Origin of the sequence: Roseovarius sp. EL26 (genome assembly GCF_900327775.1) — a bacterium.
Taxonomy (GTDB): Bacteria; Pseudomonadota; Alphaproteobacteria; order Rhodobacterales; family Rhodobacteraceae; genus Roseovarius.
On the sequence record NZ_OUMZ01000006.1, the window covers coordinates 281,298 to 300,116 of the forward strand.

General features: G+C 50.9%; 11 protein-coding genes and 1 pseudogene. 5 read left to right on the forward strand and 7 right to left on the reverse strand.

The annotated features are described in order from the left end of the window. Positions 1-118 precede the first annotated feature (118 nt). Positions 119-1,096: a carbon-nitrogen hydrolase family protein gene (locus tag D9A02_RS06255; RefSeq protein WP_120500129.1), complete on the forward strand. Its 978-nt coding sequence runs from the start codon at positions 119-121 to the stop codon at positions 1,094-1,096. Positions 1,097-1,153: 57 nt separating this feature from the next. After that, complete coding sequence (locus tag D9A02_RS06260) at positions 1,154-3,916, forward strand: aminotransferase class I/II-fold pyridoxal phosphate-dependent enzyme (RefSeq protein WP_120500130.1); 2,763 nt, start codon at positions 1,154-1,156, stop codon at positions 3,914-3,916. A 29-nt stretch (positions 3,917-3,945) separates the two neighbouring features. On the opposite strand, the gene D9A02_RS06265 is transcribed toward D9A02_RS06260, so the two are convergent. After that, complete coding sequence (locus tag D9A02_RS06265; RefSeq protein WP_254054564.1) at positions 3,946-8,016, reverse strand: PEP/pyruvate-binding domain-containing protein; 4,071 nt, start codon at positions 8,014-8,016, stop codon at positions 3,946-3,948. A 237-nt stretch (positions 8,017-8,253) separates the two neighbouring features. Here D9A02_RS06265 and D9A02_RS06270 point away from each other — a divergent pair, with 237 nt between their 5' ends. Beyond that, the gene (locus D9A02_RS06270; RefSeq protein WP_162932978.1) at positions 8,254-9,132 is read left to right on the forward strand and encodes a PhnD/SsuA/transferrin family substrate-binding protein; all 879 of its coding nucleotides are present in this window, start codon (positions 8,254-8,256) and stop codon (positions 9,130-9,132) included. Further along, a complete protein-coding gene (locus D9A02_RS06275) occupies positions 9,132-11,396 on the forward strand; it encodes a response regulator (RefSeq protein WP_254054565.1) in 2,265 nt (754 codons plus the stop codon). The genes D9A02_RS06270 and D9A02_RS06275 overlap by 1 nt, the downstream gene beginning before the upstream one ends. Positions 11,397-11,458: 62 nt before the next feature. Here the strand turns inward: D9A02_RS06275 and D9A02_RS19415 are convergent. The 6 genes and pseudogenes from D9A02_RS19415 to D9A02_RS06305 all read right to left on the reverse strand — a co-directional run bounded on the left by D9A02_RS19415 (position 11,459) and on the right by D9A02_RS06305 (position 17,785). Next, positions 11,459-11,808: pseudogene (locus tag D9A02_RS19415) on the reverse strand (GMC oxidoreductase). A 384-nt stretch (positions 11,809-12,192) separates the two neighbouring features. Continuing rightward, positions 12,193-12,528 (reverse strand): GMC family oxidoreductase N-terminal domain-containing protein, encoded by a 336-nt coding sequence (locus D9A02_RS19420; protein ID WP_254054567.1) that lies wholly within the window; start codon positions 12,526-12,528, stop codon positions 12,193-12,195. Between the two features lie 228 nt (positions 12,529-12,756). Further along, complete coding sequence (locus D9A02_RS06285; protein ID WP_120500131.1) at positions 12,757-14,208, reverse strand: coniferyl aldehyde dehydrogenase; 1,452 nt, start codon at positions 14,206-14,208, stop codon at positions 12,757-12,759. Between the two features lie 167 nt (positions 14,209-14,375). Next, positions 14,376-15,503, reverse strand: coding sequence for a Hint domain-containing protein (locus tag D9A02_RS06290; protein ID WP_162932979.1), 1,128 nt, complete (start codon positions 15,501-15,503; stop codon positions 14,376-14,378). Between the two features lie 312 nt (positions 15,504-15,815). Then, positions 15,816-16,196: a histidine triad nucleotide-binding protein gene (locus D9A02_RS06295; RefSeq protein WP_120500133.1), complete on the reverse strand. Its 381-nt coding sequence runs from the start codon at positions 16,194-16,196 to the stop codon at positions 15,816-15,818. A gap of 11 nt (positions 16,197-16,207) precedes the next feature. Next, positions 16,208-17,785 carry a DUF5928 domain-containing protein gene (locus tag D9A02_RS06305; protein WP_120500134.1) on the reverse strand — a complete coding sequence of 526 codons (1,578 nt, stop codon included), beginning with the start codon at positions 17,783-17,785 and terminating at the stop codon, positions 16,208-16,210. Positions 17,786-17,929: 144 nt separating this feature from the next. Here D9A02_RS06305 and D9A02_RS06310 point away from each other — a divergent pair, with 144 nt between their 5' ends. Then, positions 17,930-18,748 carry a sulfotransferase family protein gene (locus D9A02_RS06310; RefSeq protein ID WP_120500135.1) on the forward strand — a complete coding sequence of 273 codons (819 nt, stop codon included), beginning with the start codon at positions 17,930-17,932 and terminating at the stop codon, positions 18,746-18,748. The last annotated feature ends 71 nt before the right edge of the window (positions 18,749-18,819 follow it).

Consider the following 18,819-nt stretch of genomic DNA (forward strand, 5'->3'; position numbering starts at 1 on the left):
CGCGCCCTTGAACGAATGGGCGTTTGGTTTCTAGTCAAATCGTTAATGGGCCCTGTTGTTCTTCCTGAGAAACATTGTAGGTTGATTAAATCTGCGTGTTTAAGAAGGAAAAATCTGTATGACGCCATTCGCGGTTGCCGGAGTGCAAATGTATGTGAACGCATTGCATCCAAATGTCGATGGAATGATCCAAAGGCTGGATATCCTGATGGCGCGCTTCCCGTGGACGCAGATGGTTCTATTCAGTGAATTGGCCCCTTATGGCCCGTTGTCGAAGTTTGCTCTGCCGCTGCAGAATGAGGCGATTGACCAATTTTGCGCAGCGGCGAAAAAGCACAATGTTTGGCTGATACCGGGATCGATGTTTGAAAAGACACCCGAAGGCAAGATTTACAACACCGCCACCGTTATCAACCCCCAAGGCGAGGTGATCTCGACCTATCGCAAGATGTTTCCGTTCCGTCCCTACGAGGCGGGCGTAGAGGCAGGCACAGGATTTTGCGTCTTTGATGTGCCGGATGTGGGCCGGTTTGGCCTGTCGATCTGCTATGATATCTGGTTCCCGGAAACCACGCGCGAGTTGACCAGTCAGGGGGTCGAGGTGCTGTTGCATCCGGTTTTGACTGGCACCACTGACCGCGAGGCCGAACTGGCTATCGCCCGTGCAACAGCGGCGCAATTCCAGTGCTATGTGTTTGATGTCAACGGTTTGGGTGCGGGCGGCGTTGGCCGGTCTTGTGTGATCGACCCGACCGCGACCGTGTTACATCAATCCGCTGGGCAAGAGGATATGTTCCCGATTGAGTTGGATCTTGATATGGTTCGCCGCCAACGCGAGACGGGCATGAAAGGCTTGGGACAGGTGCTTAAGAGTTTCCGTGATCGGTCTGCTGATTTCTCGGTTTATGATCGTAATAGCGGCACAGATGCTTATCTGAAAACGCTTGGCCCACTTGAGACCCCACAGCAGGGTTCACGCGCTGGTATTCACGTTGATGTGCCAGCCGAGGCGGCCTCAACAGAAAGTTCACCAAATGACACCGCGGCAGCACCTGAAGGGGCGCTACCCTTTGCAGTTGATACCGTGAGTGGATGACCATGCAGGGAGCATGACCAATTAAGCAAATAATTAATAGAGATAGGGACTGATCATATGCAATCGATGGACGACTATTATTCGGCAGTTCAATTACGCAATGATCATTGGAGTACTTTAAAAGAAGCGACTGCAGCACTGGCGCGCGACCCCAAGGGCAAGAACGCTGCAGCGCTGGCAGAAAAGATTGAAGACATTTTCGATTCACTGGCGCTGGTAGAAGGGTATTGGGCCTTTCCGGGTGTGCAGGTCTTTGACCGGGTACGGCGACAGTACAACCACAAAAGCTATGACGACCTGGCCTTTACGGTGCAACGCATTCTGCGGGCCTTGACCACAGGGGCTTATCGCCGCCGTCTGATCCCGCTTGAGCGTGACAGCGTTGACGTCGAAGAACACGAAGACGAAGCAACGCAATCTTTGGAAGCACGGTCGCTGGCCAAGCCCTATTTTGAGGTGATGGTGGTTGATGATCTTAATGAGCATCAAGAACATTGGCTGAAAAGCAACTTTGCCAAAATGCGCCGCCCGGAAGATCCGTTTCACTATGAGATGGTCACTGTGCCGAGCCTGCAGGATGCGCTGATTGGCATTCTGTTCAATCACAACATTCAGGCCATCATTGTACGTCCCGGTCTGGTGCTGGAATCGCAGGTTCAGCTTAAATTGCTGACGCGTTATCTCAATCAGGCCAGCAGCGTTGAGGACCTTGATGCGTTGGCGCCAGAGGATTATGGCCCAGAGCTGTGTCGCCTCATTGGACAGGTGCGGCCTGAGTTGGACGCCTATCTGGTGACAGAGCGTTCGGTTGAAGAGATTGCCGGCATGGATTTGGGGATCTGCCGGCGGGTGTTCTACAATCAAGAAGATTTCTCGGAACTGCACCTGAATATTTTGCGCGGGGTACAGGCGCGTTTTAAAACGCCGTTTTTCACCGCGCTTGTCGAATATTCCAAGCAGCCAACCGGTGTGTTTCACGCGATGCCGATCAGTCGCGGAAAATCGATTACGCGCAGCCATTGGATTCAAGATATGGGTGCGTTTTATGGCCCTAATATTTTTATGGCGGAAACCTCGGCCACGTCGGGGGGGCTTGATAGCCTGCTGGAACCGCACGGGCCGATCAAGGAAGCGCAGGAGTTGGCAAGCCGGGCATTTGGTTCAAAGCAAACGTTCTTTGCCACCAACGGTACATCGACCTGTAACAAGATCGTGGTGCAGGCGCTGGTGCGCCCTGGTGACATTGTCCTGGTAGACCGTGATTGTCACAAGTCGCACCACTACGGCATGGTTCTAGCCGGGGCGCAGGTGGTGTATCTGGATAGCTATCCGTTGAATGAATATTCGATGTATGGCGCGGTGCCTTTGCGTGAGATCAAGCATCAGCTTTTGCGGCTTAAGGCCGAGGGAAAGCTGGATCGGGTGCGGATGCTGTTGCTGACCAACTGTACTTTTGATGGGATCGTCTACAATGTTGAACGGATGATGGAAGAATGTCTCGCCATCAAATCTGATCTGGTCTTCTTGTGGGATGAGGCTTGGTTTGCCTTTGCACGCTTTGGCCCGATCTACCGACAACGTACGGCGATGAATGCGGCCAATAACCTGCGCGCTAAATTCAAAACCGATGCCTATGCAGCGGCTTACGAGGCGCAGCAAAAAGAGCTGGAAGGTGCGGACGAAGAGACGTTGTTGAACACGCGATTGCTGCCATCACCCAAGTCTCGAGTACGGGCATATGCTACACAATCGACGCATAAAACGCTGACATCTTTGCGGCAGGGATCGATGATTCATGTCAATGATCAGGACTTCAAAGGAGAAGTCGAGGCGAGTTTTCACGAGGCGTATATGACGCATACGTCGACCTCGCCTAATTATCAGATCATCGCGTCATTGGATGTTGGGCGACGTCAGGTTGAATTGGAAGGCTTTGAATTTGTCCAACGACAAGTCGAGGCGGCGATGTCGATGCGGCGCGCAATCTCGACCCATCCGAAGCTTAAGAAGTACTTCAAGGTCCTGACCTCGGGCGATATGATCCCCGAGGAGCATCGCGAAAGCGGCGTCACCAGCCATTATGACCCCGAGCAGGGTTGGACGGATATCTGGGATTGCTGGCAAAACGATGAATTTGCCCTAGATGCCACACGTGTCACGCTGGCTGTCGGTGGCACAGGTTGGGACGGGGATACGTTTAAGACCAAGATTTTGATGGACAAATACGGCATCCAAATTAACAAAACCTCACGCAATACTGTATTATTCATGACCAACATCGGCACAACGCGATCTTCGGTCGCTTATCTGATCGAGGTGCTGGTCGAGATCGCCAATGATCTGGATGATCTGTTGGATGATGCGTCAATGATGGAGCGGCGCGGGTTCGAAAAACGTGTTTCTAATCTGATGCATGATTTGCCGCCATTGCCGGATTTCAGCCGGTTCCATGATGGGTTCAGAACAGATCAGGCGACATCAGAAGGTGACATTCGATCTGCGTTCTTCCTGTCTTATGATGAGCAGAATTGTGATTATCTGGAGCTTGACGGTTCGGTCAAAGCGGCGATGGAAAGTGGTGATGAGGTGGTCTCAGCCTCGTTCATTATCCCCTATCCACCCGGTTTCCCGATTCTTGTACCGGGTCAGGTTGTGAGCAAAGAAATCCTTGAATTTATGCGCGCGCTGGATGTGAGCGAAATTCATGGCTATCGCCCTGACCTAGGCCTGCGGGTATTTACGCAAGAGGCGCTCAAACAGCAGGTCAAAGCTAACGCTGCCCGGCTTAAATTGAATGCCGAACGTTACAAAATCCAGTAATATCTGGCCCGAACTATCAACCTGTGCGCTCAAGGGCGCGAGCGCACAGACGCGGGAACGGGGCGAGCCAACGAGACAGGAGCGTCTTCGGCCGTGATGCTGCCATCAAGTTCGACCTGAACGATCATGCCGCTGTGCAATTGATCCATATGGGTGCAGCCCACCAGCATCAGAATGTCACGTTCGCGCGCAACGATTGCCATATGGCTGAGCCAGCCGCCAATTTCACTGAGCACACCACCGGCCCGCTGAACCCATGGCAACCATGCGGGATTGACCATCCGACAGACAATGATGTCGCCGTCTTCAAATCCGTCAAAAACACTGGCATCTATGCGTGTCTCATCGGTGATGTGAAAAACGCGGGCCTTGATCGCTTGGCTGCCAGCCACACAGGTGCCGCCCATGCCCTCTTGATCATGATCACAGCCTGCAAGCGATGGGGCAGAAAGCCGCTCGCAATCTTGCAGGGTCAGGCTGATTTGACTTGGGGCATGTTGGCGTAGCAATGCGGCCTGATCTTTGCGGTGCTGTGTCTTTGACCGAATGATTGCAGGATCAATGTCATCAAGCGTTTCTAGTTCATCCATCTCAAGCTGAAAAATCAGGTCGGACAAATCCGCCTTATCTGACAGTGCTACAATTGCACGACGCAACTGAGCAAATGTTTTAAGGGCCTCGTGCTTGGCCTGTTCCTTGAGGTCCTGATATGCAACCGCCAGATCCACTGGATTGTCCGGGTTCAGGACAGGGGCCCCGGCTTCGTTGGCAGCCAATGGCATTGCGCTGTCCAGCAAAGGCCAGAGCAGCGCAGGCGTTTCATTGTAACGGGGAATGCTCAGCTCATAATCAAAGATCGCCCGGTGTCCCATCTGCGCCAGTAAGGCGGGTTTTTGTTCTGCCGGTGGTAACGCCGCGCAAGCATCTATCAGACGGATCGGGGTATGATGAAGAACTGGATGTTGCAGGCGTTCATGTATCTCTGCATCATGAATGGCCAGTGTCTCGGCCTCATTAAGGGTAAAGCCTGCGATGATATTGATTTTTTCAGCCTCGACGTAGACCTCGGTGACCAGCTTGTCTTGCAAGGCGGTGATCGTTTCAATCAGTTGCTTTTGCGGCAAAGCTGCAAAGTCCAACGCCTGCCAATATGCCAAATCATTGGCCAATTTCGGGATGAATTTGGTGCGAAATTCTGTGATGATCTGCGGGGCCATCTTGCGTAGCTGCCGCGCTTTGGGCTTGCTCAGTCGTAGGGTCAGGCCGGTTTTTAACTGCTGATCGACATAGGTACGACCAAAGAGATTGACCAAATACTCTGGCGGTCCTTCGGGCAGGTTATACCCTACACCAAGGGCCCGGCAGGCGAGATCAACACTACCGCCGGGGGACCAGATCCGCGACATGAGGGAAAATGATAACGGCGTTGGCTGTGGAAGAACCTCTGACATCTCATCTTGTTCCAGAATGACCGCATCTGCAGGGGCGTCTTTATAGGTGGCCAATATGCGTTGCCATTCTGCATTGCGCGCCAATTGGGCCGGATCACGCGCTGCCAGCGTTGTGATATCACGGCTTTGCACGATGTGGAATGTGCCATTTGCATAAGCCCATTCGATGTCTTGCGGACATCCGATCAGCGTTTCGATTTGGTGACCCAGCATAATCAGAGGAGTCAGATCCATCGGCGTTAGTTTAGTGTCTATTGCAGCCAAACTATGCCGCCCAAACCGCAGGCTTTGCGGTGTGACGCGCCCGGAAACCAGATCATCACCGTTGCCCTTGACCAGTTCGATCATCATCAGGCCGGGCGCGGTTGGGTCTTGGGTAAACATGACGCCAGCATAATCCGGGCTGATCATGCGCTGCACCAGAATATTGCCGTCATGTACCACCGGGCCATTATTGTCGTAACTGGCCGCGCGTTGGGATGAAAACGAGGCAATCACCGTATCAAGTGCGGCACGTAAGCTGTGTTCGGTGACATCCAGCACGCTGTCAAACACGCCAGCGTAGCTATTGTCAGCACCATCTTCGCTTGCGGCGGAACTGCGCACGGCGCAGGGGTTTGGGCCGACCTGTCGCCAGATTTTGCTTGCAAAAGCTGTTTTATCAGCGTCCGACATCGCGCCAAATTGGGCAATGGCACTGGACCTGATGACTAGCCCATCGGGCACTGGCAGGCCCGCATTTTTCAGCAATGACAAGCGATAAGATTTGTTACCACTACCCTGAAGTGACGCGCTTAAGCGCAGGGGAATAACTCCCTTGGGTAATCTAGAGTCGACTCTATATTGGCTGAATTCCTCAAATTTTCGAGACATCCTACCCGGAAATCCAGTTACATAGGCGCGTTGGATGAGCAACAGTATCAGGCTGATACACAGGTAGATATTGCCAGCCGCGCTTAGGCCACATGTCAGAGCAAACAAAAGCGGCGTGCCAATGGCCCACCAGATCATTGCCTGACGTCTCGTTTTGGCGACGGCCCAGTGCAAATAAACCCCGCCCAAAGCCGAAAACAAGATGGGCAAGGCATATGTGCTGTCAGGCAGACCAAGCTGCTGTATCCAAAGAAAATGATCTGTGGTGTTTTTCCCGGCCTGCCCAGTGGCGCTGAGCCCCAGCATCATGATCGGTAGAAACAATAACGCGGTCAGATTGCGCATCGGGGTCAGGCCGTTGTCGGTATAAAATTGCTGCACTGCACGGGCCTTGCGCACCGGATCGTGTCTTAGTTTCTGTTTCAGTGTGGTGAATTCATTGGCATGTTGTGCTGTGGTGATTTGATCGCGTTCAGATTTAAGCGCGATTGGCAAAACGAGCAGGCGCGACAGCAGCGATAACATCAACAGCCCAACGACAAAATGAGAGTGCTTGCCAACCCATGTCAGGGCACTGGCAAGCGCGCCAACAGCTTTGTCCCACAGGGTGGCTTGTTGGGCTGCCAACCAGGCCTCAACATGAGGTTTGGGCTTGGGGGGGATAAAAAACTCCCAAGGTGTTGTGTAGCGGCCTTGAAAATCGATGCCTGCCTCGCTCATCTCTAACCCCAGTACCTGCGCCATGAAACAGCTGCGCCGGTCGTAGCAGGCGGCAATCGTTGGCTTGTCTTGTAGCTGCGCGATGCGTTTTTTCAGCTCATCCGTCGGCAGGGCGCGGATCGGTATGTTGATCGCACCAGGCAAATGTCCGGTGGCAAAATCACCTGGATAACGTGTGTCGACGATCTGCAAATCTGACTTTGTTGTTAGCTCTTTGAACTGTTTGGTTCCGATCAGGACGTTCTTGTTGGGATAGTTGGGGATTGCGCGCAGATCGGACAGGGTTTTGACGGCCTTGTCGCTAAAGGGTTTGCCCTCAACAATCCATTTTTCGATGCCACCAGCGATGAAGCGGCAATCAATCCCGCGCGCTGCCAGTTCAGCGCAGGTTTCACTGCTTCTGTTGCCGTTGTGGCAAAACAGGACGACCTGCTTACCTTCAAACGCCAGATCGGATTGCAGGAAATCGGGAAATCGCACGTGTTGCGCCCCGGGCAAAGTGCCCATCCGATGTTCGCCCGCTTCACGTACGTCGAAAAAAGCGGTGGTCGTTGTGCTGTCTTGTGTCAGCAAGCGCTGGGCGACTTGTGTGGTGATGGCCAGAGGGCTTGTTGATTGTTTACTAAAATTGGTTTCCTTAAGATTTTTATCTTTTATGGCTTGCCCGTCAAACTGCGCCGGGCGCACTAAAGTGGCCTGAAGGCGTGTCTGGTTTTCTGACTTTTGCGTCTGGTGTTGCCACATATTGAGGGCACCTAACGCAACAACAATGCCAACGAGGCTGAGGATCAACCGAATAGGATAGCGCCGCGTTCCACCCTTGGAGGCGGGCGTGTATCCAAACCGCCTCGCGAAAAGGGTCGCTGTCCCTGTCAGGGTTGCAAAAGCAACGGCAAAGACTTGAGATAATGAAGAAACAGAACCGATCACAAGCTCCGGAGAAGGGATGGCAAATGCGGGTTTTGGCGTCAGCATAACCATGCAAACTAGCGCGATCAGGCCTAGATGATTTAACAAATGAAAAGCAGAATGGTCCCCTGTTTTTGGGTTGGTCATGGCGAGCCGCCTTGTTTGATTAATGTAAAATTCAACTATTAAGAGATGAAATTTGTTAATAAATCATTTATGAAATAATTGGTTAACGGATGGCGCGATCTGTTGGAGAAAATCAGATGCACCCAGGCGTTGTGAAATCACATTAACGAAGTCTTTTGATTTATCGGGACATAATCGGCGAAAGAATCCCTTTTGGTGCTTTGACTTGCGCCTCTTTTAAAGACCGAGGACTGCCCAATGAATCGCTTGTATGGAATGCTGGCCAAGCAACTGAAAATGGCTGCTCTACCACTCTTTATCCTGATTTTATCACTGCTGGTGACTGCGCTTCCCGCGCGTGCTGAGATCACGCTTATCTTTGGAACTTACACTGCGGATAAGCCAACGACGACTGTTCGGAAATACAAGCCGTTCCTGAATTATCTTGAGCGAGAGATGACCACCATCCTTGGCGAGCAGGTTACGATCAAAATGAAGATCGCCAGTGACTATGAAACAGGTATTGACCAACTTGTTAATGGCGAGGTCGATTTCGCCCGCTTTGGCCCGGCTTCCTATGTGACCGCCTATCAGCGCAACAATGGGATAGATATCGTCGCGATGGAGGCGAAAAAGGGTAAGAAACGGTTCAAAGGCATCGTTGCGGTGCATGCTGATAACGAAATGCAGAACCTGTCAGAGTTGTCTCAGCATAGTTTTGCGTTTGGGAATGAACTTTCAACAATTGGCCGGTATCTCGCGCAAAGTCATCTGATTCAGGCGGGCATCACAAGTCATGAACTGAGCAGCTACGATTACCTTGGACGACATGATCGCGTCGGTATGGCCGTCGGCACGGGAAAATACACGGCCGGCGCGCTTAAGGAAAGCACGTTCAAAAAACTTGTCGAAAAGGGAGTTCCGATTCGCGCACTTTTTGAATTTGATAATGTGACAAAACCTTGGATTTCAGCGGCTGATCTTGATCCTGATGTTATGATTGCAATGCGTCAGGTGATGTTGGGTGCGGCAGATCAAGCGGCATTGAAAAGCGTCAGCAAAGGTGGCTTTTTGGCCGGAACAGATACTGATTATGACCTGATACGTGATGCAATTCAGCACAGCTACATGTTCTGATGATGGAGAGGATCAAGGTTTTGAAAAACATGGGCATCAATGCGCAGTTCATCCTGTCGATGACCGTCGCCGCTGCGTTGGTAACGTTTCTGATCGGTGAATATGAACGGCGCTCTGAAACGCAACGCATGAACGCTGAATTGTTGTCCCAAGCGAATTTGACAGTTTCATTGCTGAGCGGTCTGTTGGTGGAGCCGATCATCATTCAGGACACACCTGTTCTTGAGAGCGCATTGCACGAAGCTCTTCAGCGCAATTCAAAGCTGCGGGCGATTTCTATCAAGGATGAATATGGCACGGTCATTGCCAAAACCGATTGGGCAGACACACAGGGCAACGAAGAAATTCGCCAGTTCACAAATGACATCATTGTCGAAGGCGAGCCATTCGGAATGATGGAGGTCGATTGGTCAACGGCAGAAGGACAGGCGCAAATAGCGCAAAATGTAATGCATCTCCGGATTGTGACGGCAATTACAGTGATTGCTTTGTCGGTGCTGTTTTTGGTGCAAACAAACTTTCTGGCAATGCGTCCGTTGCGAAATATCCATGAACGAATGTCGGCGGTGATATTGGGCCAAAATTACAAGCGAAAATATCTATCTTCTTTTGTCAGCAAGGAATTCAAGGCGTTGGATTTTTCCGTCACTGTTTTGCAGGATACCTTTGAAGAGCGTGATGAACGGGAGTTTGCCCTGGGGCACGCCAAGGAGGAAGCGGACAAGGCGAGCCGTGCGAAATCTGATTTTCTGGCAAATATGAGCCATGAGATACGTACCCCGATGAATGGGGTGATCGGTATGGCGGAACTGATGTTGGAGACGGACCTAGACGATGATCAGATAATGTATGCCGATACAATTGCGAAATCGGGCGCGGCACTATTGGCGATTATCAACGATATCCTGAATTTTTCCAAAATCGAAGCGGGGAAGATGGAGCTTGAACTTGCACCCTTTGATTTGCAGTCCGCCATGGAAGATGTCGTGACTTTGCTATCGGCCAAAGCGGGCGAAAAGTCTGTGGAAATAACCCTGCGCTACGACCCTGAATTACCCCGGTGTTATGAAGGGGATGTTGGCCGGTTGCGTCAGGTCATTACGAACATTGCCGGTAACGCCATAAAGTTCACGTTGGAAGGCTATGTGTATATCGATGTGTCCGGGGTAAAACAGGGGGATGACTATCTTCTGACGCTTACCATCACCGATACCGGTATTGGGATCCCTCCAGATCAACTGGACAAGATTTTTAATGAATTTGAACAAGTGGATAGTGCGCGCAACCGGCAATTTGAGGGCACAGGTTTAGGGCTGGCAATTTCAACGCGCTTGATAGGCCTTATGGGGGGCAGAATTTCCGCTGTATCCAAGCTTGAGCAAGGTTCGACGTTCACCATCGAATTGCCATTGGTCAGTGCGCCCGAAACATTTGAAGAAACTCCGGCAAGTACGCTTAATATGGTAGGTCTGAATGTTCTTGTGGTGGATGATCTTGAGTTGAACCGCAGGATTTTATCTGAACGCCTTGGAACCTGGGGTATCAAGGTTGTTCTGGCCTCTTCTGGTGATGAGGCATTGGATATTCTTCAGGCAAATCACGAGGTATTTGACCTGATAATTCAGGACTATCAAATGCCAAAAATGGATGGGGAGGAATTGGCCAAGACAATCAGGTCAATGGATAGCCATAAAAACCTGCCACTGATTATTCTGTCATCTGTTGATCAGTCTCTTAGCGTGGCAACCCGTGAGGAAATCGGCTGTTGTGAGCTGCTTCTCAAACCGGTGCGTTCGGAGCAGTTGCGCAATACGATTGCGCGATCGTTACAAATGCAATCGCGAGCTGCCACCCCTGTTGAAAACCGACGTGAACCTGCAAAGGATATGGATCAATCGGTGAGTATTTTGGTTGCAGAGGATAACAAGACCAATCAATTCGTTGTCAAAAAAATGCTTAAAGATGCCCCTGTTGCTTTGACATTTGCCAATGACGGTTGTGAAGCGGTGGATCATTATAAAAACGCCCGGCCGGATATCATCTTGATGGATATGTCGATGCCACGAATGGATGGATTGGAGGCAACCAGAGCTATCCGGCAGTTGGAGCATGAAAAAACGGCGCAGAACTGTCCAATTATTGCTCTGACAGCGAATGCCATGCGCGAAGATCGTGACCGTTGCCTGCAGGCGGGAATGAATGATTTTCTGAGCAAGCCGATCAACAAGAAAGCACTACTGGAGGCTATTCAGAATTGGCAGTAAGTCATATCTTGTGCGGTGGGTCGCGCCTGCACTTAGCCTGCGGTTTTGATCATGTCGGCGGCCTATTCTGCAATCATAATTGTGGGTGCGTTGGTATTTTCAGATATCAACCGGGGCACCACCGAAGCATCAATAAAACGTAATCCATCGATCCCGTACGGGTTGAGCTCAGGTGTCACAACAGCCATTTCATCGTGCCCCATTTTGCAGTCCCAACGGGATGATAGATCGTGTCTGCCCGTCTGCGAATATGATGCTCCCAATCTGCGTTTGAATTGGCGGTGTCTGTACCAAAACGTCCCTTGTATCGGTATCGCCCCATTGCGGGAGCTTCTAGAATGGTGCGGGTCATTTTTGCCCCTTCGATCATATCTTCAAGATCACGCGGGTCAGAAAGAAGCTGAGGGTCGATGCCGGGAGGCGCATAGGGATCGCCGCTTTGTAAAAAACTTCACCACGATTTTCTGGGCGTAATTTGCACATATGGCAGGTAAACTCATATCCAGGGCGAATCTTACGGGCGTGATCCTCGACCATGGCGATGACGAAATGCAGTTGAATGTCAGGGCGCTCTAATCCGGCATTGGTTTTCAGGAAGGCTCACCTTCGGCAAAGGGAGTGGCACACATCGATTTGCCATCACGTGCCCACCTTACAAGATGGCCAATCATTCGAGCGGCGCCAATAGGCCCAACCCAAATGTGTCTGTATCTTTGGTTTTGTAGGCGAGAATGAAATCCAGATGATCTTGTAGGCTCTTGCTAACGCCGGGCAAATCTTGACGCACATCGATCCCTTACTGATTGAGTGCCTCACCGTCTTCGATGCCGGACAGTTGCAGCAATTGCGGAGACTGAAATGCGCCAGCACACAGCAGTACCTCTTGTTTTACACTTACAGAAAGAACCTGGCCTTCATGTTGATAAATTACGCCTGTCGCGCGCCGGTCGTCAAAGGTCAGTTGGGTTGCTTGGGCTTGCGTAATTCCAGTCAGATTAGGACGAGACAGGGCCGGAAACAGAAAGCCCGCCGCGCTGGAACAGCGTACGCCATTTTTGGCTGGATCGTGAAATTGCGTAACTTGATAGAGTTCAACACCCTCGTAGTCACCAGTGTTGAATTCATCCGTCAATTTGTGCCCGCATAGTTGGGTTGCGGCCATAAAAGCATGGGAAATGGGGTGGGCCGCCCCGGCTCCATGGCAACCCCGCCTGCCTCGAGCAGGCAGACAATTTTGCTTGGATCTTTACTTAGTCGGTTGGCTAGAACGCAGCCTGCAGACCCCACCTCTGGTAATGCTATAATCGAAGGTCATGAGCATCTAACCGGATGTCTTATGTGTTCCAAATTGCGGTGCTTTTTAACGCCGACGGTGGCGTAGTTTCTGAAACTTTTTCAAACTGCGGTACATCAGGTTATCCCATGGTGGTCCGACAAAACGGGTGGTGTTTACCCGGCCTTTGCGCAATACGCCTTTGGCTTTGGAGAAGGTCAAAAACCCCTCTTTGCCATGATAGTGCCCGATACCAGACGAACCGATTCCACCAAAGGGGATGTCATCGGCTGCGACATGGCTGAGTGTATCATTGATGCCGACCCCACCAGAATGAGTGCGGGTCAGAATATCGTTGGCGCGACTTTTGTTCCAATCAAAGTAATACAGAGCCAGTGGCCGCGGGCGATTGTTCACGAATTCGATCGCTTGCTCCAAGCTGTCATAGGGTATTATCGGCAAGATCGGGCCAAAGATTTCCTCGCGCATCACCAGCATGTCATCGCGGGCGCCTCGTATCAGCGTAATCGGCATTTTACGACTGTTGTCAAATGCCTCGTTGGTGGGGTTGATCGGGAGCAGTTCGGCTCCTTTTTCCTGTGCGTCCCTAAGGTAGATTTCAAGCCGGGCTTTTTGTCGATCTGTGATGATCGCGGTAAAATCATTATTGTCGCGCAAGCTGGGATAGCTTTTGCTGACGATTTCGACAAAGGCTGTGCAAAAGGCATCAAGTTTGTTTTTGGGGCACAGAATGTAATCTGGTGCCACACAGGTTTGCCCGGCATTTATGCATTTACCAAAAGCCAACCGTTTGGCGGCCTCTTGGATGGGGAAATCTTCGTGAATGATGGCTGGGGACTTGCCGCCCAATTCCAATGTTACAGGGGTGAGGTTTTCAGCGGCAGCCCGCATGACAATTTTACCCACCTGGGTCGATCCGGTGAACACTAGGTGGTCAAATGGCAACGCGGTGAACGCAGTGGCCACATCGACATCACCGGTTACAACACTCACTTCGTCTTGCGTGTAGATTTTGCCAAGTATGGTTTGAAGCAATGCGCCGGTCGCGGGTGCAAATTCGGACATTTTCAACATCACCCGATTACCGGCTGCGATCGCGCCAATCATTGGGGACAACGCCAGAAAAATGGGAAAATTCCATGGAACCACAATGCCAACAACGCCCAATGGCTGATAAAATACATGCGTCGAGGCAGGCTGCAATAACAAAGGGGCGTGGCGGCGCTGTGGTTTCATAAAACGCTTGAGCCGTTTTCGGTAATAGGCGATGCCGTCCAGCAACGGAGCGATTTCAGTCAGATAGGTTTCAGCCGCAGCGCGGTTGCTGAAATCCTGACTGACGGCGGTGATCAATTGGTCGGAATGGTCAAGCAACGCATTGTGAAGTGTATCCAGTCGGCGGATACGGGTTGCGCGGTTTGGCATCGGATCGGCTCGATAGGCGGACCTTTGTGCCAAAAGCATGGCTTCCAACTCGGGCGTGATTTGGTTTTCACTTTTTAAGGCCGATAGAGGCATGAACAGGATCCGCAAATTTACAACGTCCCTCTCACTAAAAGGTGGAGCAAGGTGTTGGATCAAGCGTACCGTTGCGTAAATCGCTTCAAGTCGACGGGTTCGGTGGGCTTAGCCATATAGGGAAGTTGTCAAATAATCTGATCTAGAGCGGAGAGCTTGCATGGCAATCAGGCGGTCACATCCAGTTGCGAGTGATGCGCCGGTTTATTGACATGTTGGTTGCGGTCTTCATCCATCAACGCATCGACTAATATGCAGGCCTCATAATGTTTTAGGCGAAGATGGGAGGTTTTCGCTTTTGATTTGTTCTGTGCCAAGACCTCGTGCATTTGATTTCGAGTACTTTCGAGAGACAAAAGCGCAAGATCGCCAGCAAAGAAGCTTTCAGATGGATGTTCGTTGGAATAGACCGCCTGATGGTCGTCCAATAGCAGATGATAATACGTCACCTGCTGCGGCTTGGTAATTTTGTGAACACCGGGCAGACCGAGCAGATCTTTGGCCGCAACAAATACCTCGTATTCGCCAAAAAGCAGCTCACAAACGGGGTGGGCAATCAAAACATGATGCAGTTGCGAGACGAAAAGGTCTTTGGTGTTATTGAGTGCGTTTTCCTCGATTCGGATGGGAAGCGCGTCTTCATAGGCAAAATAACGTGAGCGAAGAACCTGGATCAGTGGCTGAAAGCCATTTCCGAGGGTTGCAATCATGTCTCCTTTGCGCAGCCATTGAACTGGCTTTTGTCCTAGATCCGTCTCAATTAGGGTGTGTTCAAGGAAACACACGACCTCTGTGCCTTTTACGAATATGTCCCAGATTCCATCCGGGCTATCAGGGTCAAGGTCTGTGGTCGGAAGGTTCAAAAGGTCACTGGCATTGCCTGATCCTGGGGCAATAAGATCATTGCTGCCTCCGTCGGTGACGCCAACTTGTGCCTGAGCTCCGAAGCCATTTGAGAATTCGATATTTTCATAGATGAATTCAATGCCAACCGTGCCGTCGCCCAAACTGGAAAGTACAACCTGAAACGTGTTGTTGCCCGTACTACTGAAGGCTTCAACGTCGAACCAAGTTATCGTGACCTTGCCGTTGATTGGATCGATATCCCAGTAAATATTATTGCTGCCAGTTGCACTGCCACCGCTGACGTTAACATCCGTCCAGAACGGGGCTATAGCGGGTTCAGTCAAGGTGGAAAGATCTGGTGCGTTAAAGGTGGTATTCGGGCCGGTAAAAGTGATCAGGCCGTTACTGTTAATGTATATGCTGTTGTACGTCGTGCCGAAGAAATTCAAGCCGCCTGAAAAAACAGAGGTAATGTCTACTTCAACAGATCCGTCATCCAGATTTCCCGCGTCAAGAGACGATCCGATGAAGCTGTTTTCACCGTGTCCTGTTGGGCCACCTAGGCCTGTGTTTACAGGAGCCATACCAAAGCCTCTATTATAGAACGACGGGCGGATAGTTAACGAGATAATCCTACTTACCCAGTGTGTTTCTGGCGAACAAAGGCCAAAGTAACATTGCAGTTTGTGTGGATCAAGTGAAGGGCTCAGATCTGCGCCATGTATGGTGCAGCTAGGCCACGGTGGCTATTTCTAGTAATCTTAAGATCTTGCGAGCATCGCCCCCAAAGCGTGGCCACCTAAAATGTGAATATGGAAATGGGGTACTTCCTGTCCGCCATCAGTGCCGCAATTTGCAATCGCGCGATATCCGTTACCGCCTGCGTTAGGGGCAACACCTGTCATTTGGCAGATTTTGGCAATGGACCGGTTTAAATCTGCTATTTCCGCATCGCTGGCCTCTGCCGAGAAATGATCGAAACTGACATAAGGACCTTTGGGTATGATCAACACATGCACAGGGGCTTGAGGGCCAATATCGTTGAACGCAAGAGTATGTTCGGTTTCAAGAACCGTGTCATTTGGAATTTCGCCGCGTAGGATTTTGGCAAAGATATTTTGATTGTCGTAATCATATGGCATGGGCAGTGGTCCTAATCGGCAAAAAGGTGATCGGGTTGTGTAATGTCTAACGCAGTATCGTGCGGCACTGCAAGAAAACGAGAGATCTGCTGTGCCATATGTTCAGCTGTATCAGACTGGCGCAGGATCAGGTGATTTTCAAATTCTGCATCCCGTATTTGATCGCTTTCGAAATTGATGTCCCGGCGAATGGTCGGCAGCAGCCGGGATAGATTGCCTTCAGGGGTTTGTTCCCCTGCCAATCCAACACGTTTGGCATGGCCTTTCAGGTAGTCATCGTTGAAATCACATTGTATCTCAAGCAGCCTGGTGATGCAGCGATCGCCGCAGAAATCCTGTAACAATTCAATGTTGGCGGGATCAACACAAATCAGCAACCTGTCGTTTCCGTGATACTCAAACAACATGCGCAGCAGCGCCCGGCGATGGCGCATGCGTTTGTGTAAACGGGCCTGGATCCCGCCGAGATCCGGCAAGTCTGTGCTGTCTTCGTTGAACAGGTAATCGATCGCGGGCACATCAGTATGTTGGCGGATGCGCGCGTTCAGCCGCTTGGCAACGTGCCATTTTTTACACACGACGATCATCAATTCGCGGTCTCGGCCCAGAGTGCTTTCGGTTTCCCAGAACCGGCTGGCAAATCGACGGCCAATGCGCCCGCGACCGGTAAGAAATTTGAATAAGTTGCGCCCTTCGTTCGAAATTTGGAATTGCATATCGCTTGCGGCGTACATTTTGCCCAGCCGTTCTTTCAGCTCGTGTGCTTCTGGGCTGATTTTGCGGGCAAACAGGTAATTTTGTGACAGCAATAGATCATAGTGATCATTGTAGAAGGTGACAGGCATGCCATAGTCGCTGAACATCAAAAAGGTCAGGGTGCGCGCATGAATCTCGGTTTCTGGAATTAGATGGCGCACCAAGGTTTGAAAGAAAGTTTCATCTGGAATCCAGGTGGAACGGAAAAACTTCATCACGTCCCGTCTCTGGCGTGTAAACTCCAGTATAGCCTCGATTGTTCGACGTCGCAGACACCACCATTGGCTGCCGATCTGAATCTGCAAATCCTCGGGGATTTTCCGGGTTAAGCCAAGTTTCTCTTGGATGGCCATGCTGGCATAAAATGCGCGTTTGTGTTTGCGCTCGTTCAGAAAGTGGCGGTAGATTAGGCGTTCTTCCTTGATGCCGGTTTTGATCCAGTTGCTGTCGAAGAAATCAAAACTTTCTATGTAATCGGCGTCTTCTGCATCCAGAAAATCATGTGCATAGTTAGCAGATTTTATGGCAGCGCAATCGCCGGACAGCATGTAAAAATGCGTCGCGCGAGGAAACGCTTCGCAGGCAGCCTCGACCGCATGAAGTGTGGCTTGCACCAATGACCATTCGCCCCAGCCGCATTTGACCCTTTTCTTGGCAAAGGTCACATTAGGATTGTCTGACAATGCGGTTTTGATTTTCTGGAAATGCGCGGGCTTTGCGCGGGCGTCAAAATGGATCGCTATGCAATCCCCTTTTGTCGTCAGCATATTGGCCTGTTCAATGATCGCGTCCGGATCTTTGTGGCATAAAAGGATAAAAGCGATTTTCGCCATGTCAGAAACGGTTTGTCCTGCTGTTCACTCGATGTCTATAGTGATAGCGACGAATGTCCGGTGAATAAACAGGGCTTTCTCGTGTTTTAAATGATTAGAAAATTTAAAGCCGCACGAACGGCTAAAAGTACGGAGGCAGCAGTCATGGGATTCCCTGGAACATGGATGACTGAAAGTGAAAGCATGGTGTACCGGGTTGTACCGAAGTGCGCTTGTTCGACCATTGGTCAGATCATGTATTATTCTGACCATGGAGAGTTTTTTGACGGCGATATTCATGATGCGACCGGAAAACTGCACAAATGGGCGCTTGACCACAGTCAGCCGTTGATCCAAGCGAATGTCACAGCGCATAAATCCTATGCCTTTACCTGCGTGCGCAATCCTTACACGCGCATTCTGTCCAGCTTTTTTGATAAAATCTGTGGCATTCAGCGCAACGGCAATCGGTATCGTGGGAAAATGGTTCCGTTGTTGATGCAGAAATACGGGATCGAAGTGGGCGGCGATGATGGCAAGCAAGAGTTTGACCAGATCAAAAGCTTCCGCCGTTTCTTGCTGTTTGCCCGAGACACCATTCGTTGGCGCCGGCCCATGGACCCGGATATTCACTGGTCTGCGCAGGCCGGGCATGTTGCAACCTTTGTCTTAAATGGTGGGACCTACGATAAGATTTTCTGGACCGAGCAATTCAATGACGGCATGGATCAGGTGCTAAGTTCAATTGATACGCCGCATAAGGTCGACATCAACGCCATTCCGCGGTTCAACGAATCTGAGGGTCACGGCCCCAAGCGCGCCCATCCGGTCGAAGATTATTTCGACGATCTGTCGATGCATCTGGTCTATGAGATGTACAAACGCGATTTCGACCTGTTCAAATATGATTTCTTTGACCCATCCAACAAAATGCCAGTGGGTGAGATCGATCTGAACGAGGTGCACGCCAAGCTGGGTGAATAGCACCTTGCGATAAAATTCACGGTTCCCTTCCAGTACAAATTCCCGTTTAGTTACGGGCAACAAGAGGGGGA

Coding starts and splice junctions, on each gene's coding strand:
- D9A02_RS06255 (WP_120500129.1), top strand. CDS start 119: ATGACGCCATTCGCGGTTGCCGGAGTGCAAATGTATGTGAACGCATTG.
- D9A02_RS06260 (WP_120500130.1), top strand. CDS start 1,154: ATGCAATCGATGGACGACTATTATTCGGCAGTTCAATTACGCAATGAT.
- D9A02_RS06265 (WP_254054564.1), bottom strand. CDS start 8,016: ATGACCAACCCAAAAACAGGGGACCATTCTGCTTTTCATTTGTTAAAT.
- D9A02_RS06270 (WP_162932978.1), top strand. CDS start 8,254: ATGAATCGCTTGTATGGAATGCTGGCCAAGCAACTGAAAATGGCTGCT.
- D9A02_RS06275 (WP_254054565.1), top strand. CDS start 9,132: ATGATGGAGAGGATCAAGGTTTTGAAAAACATGGGCATCAATGCGCAG.
- D9A02_RS06285 (WP_120500131.1), bottom strand. CDS start 14,208: ATGCCTCTATCGGCCTTAAAAAGTGAAAACCAAATCACGCCCGAGTTG.
- D9A02_RS06295 (WP_120500133.1), bottom strand. CDS start 16,196: ATGCCATATGATTACGACAATCAAAATATCTTTGCCAAAATCCTACGC.
- D9A02_RS06305 (WP_120500134.1), bottom strand. CDS start 17,785: ATGGCGAAAATCGCTTTTATCCTTTTATGCCACAAAGATCCGGACGCG.
- D9A02_RS06310 (WP_120500135.1), top strand. CDS start 17,930: ATGGGATTCCCTGGAACATGGATGACTGAAAGTGAAAGCATGGTGTAC.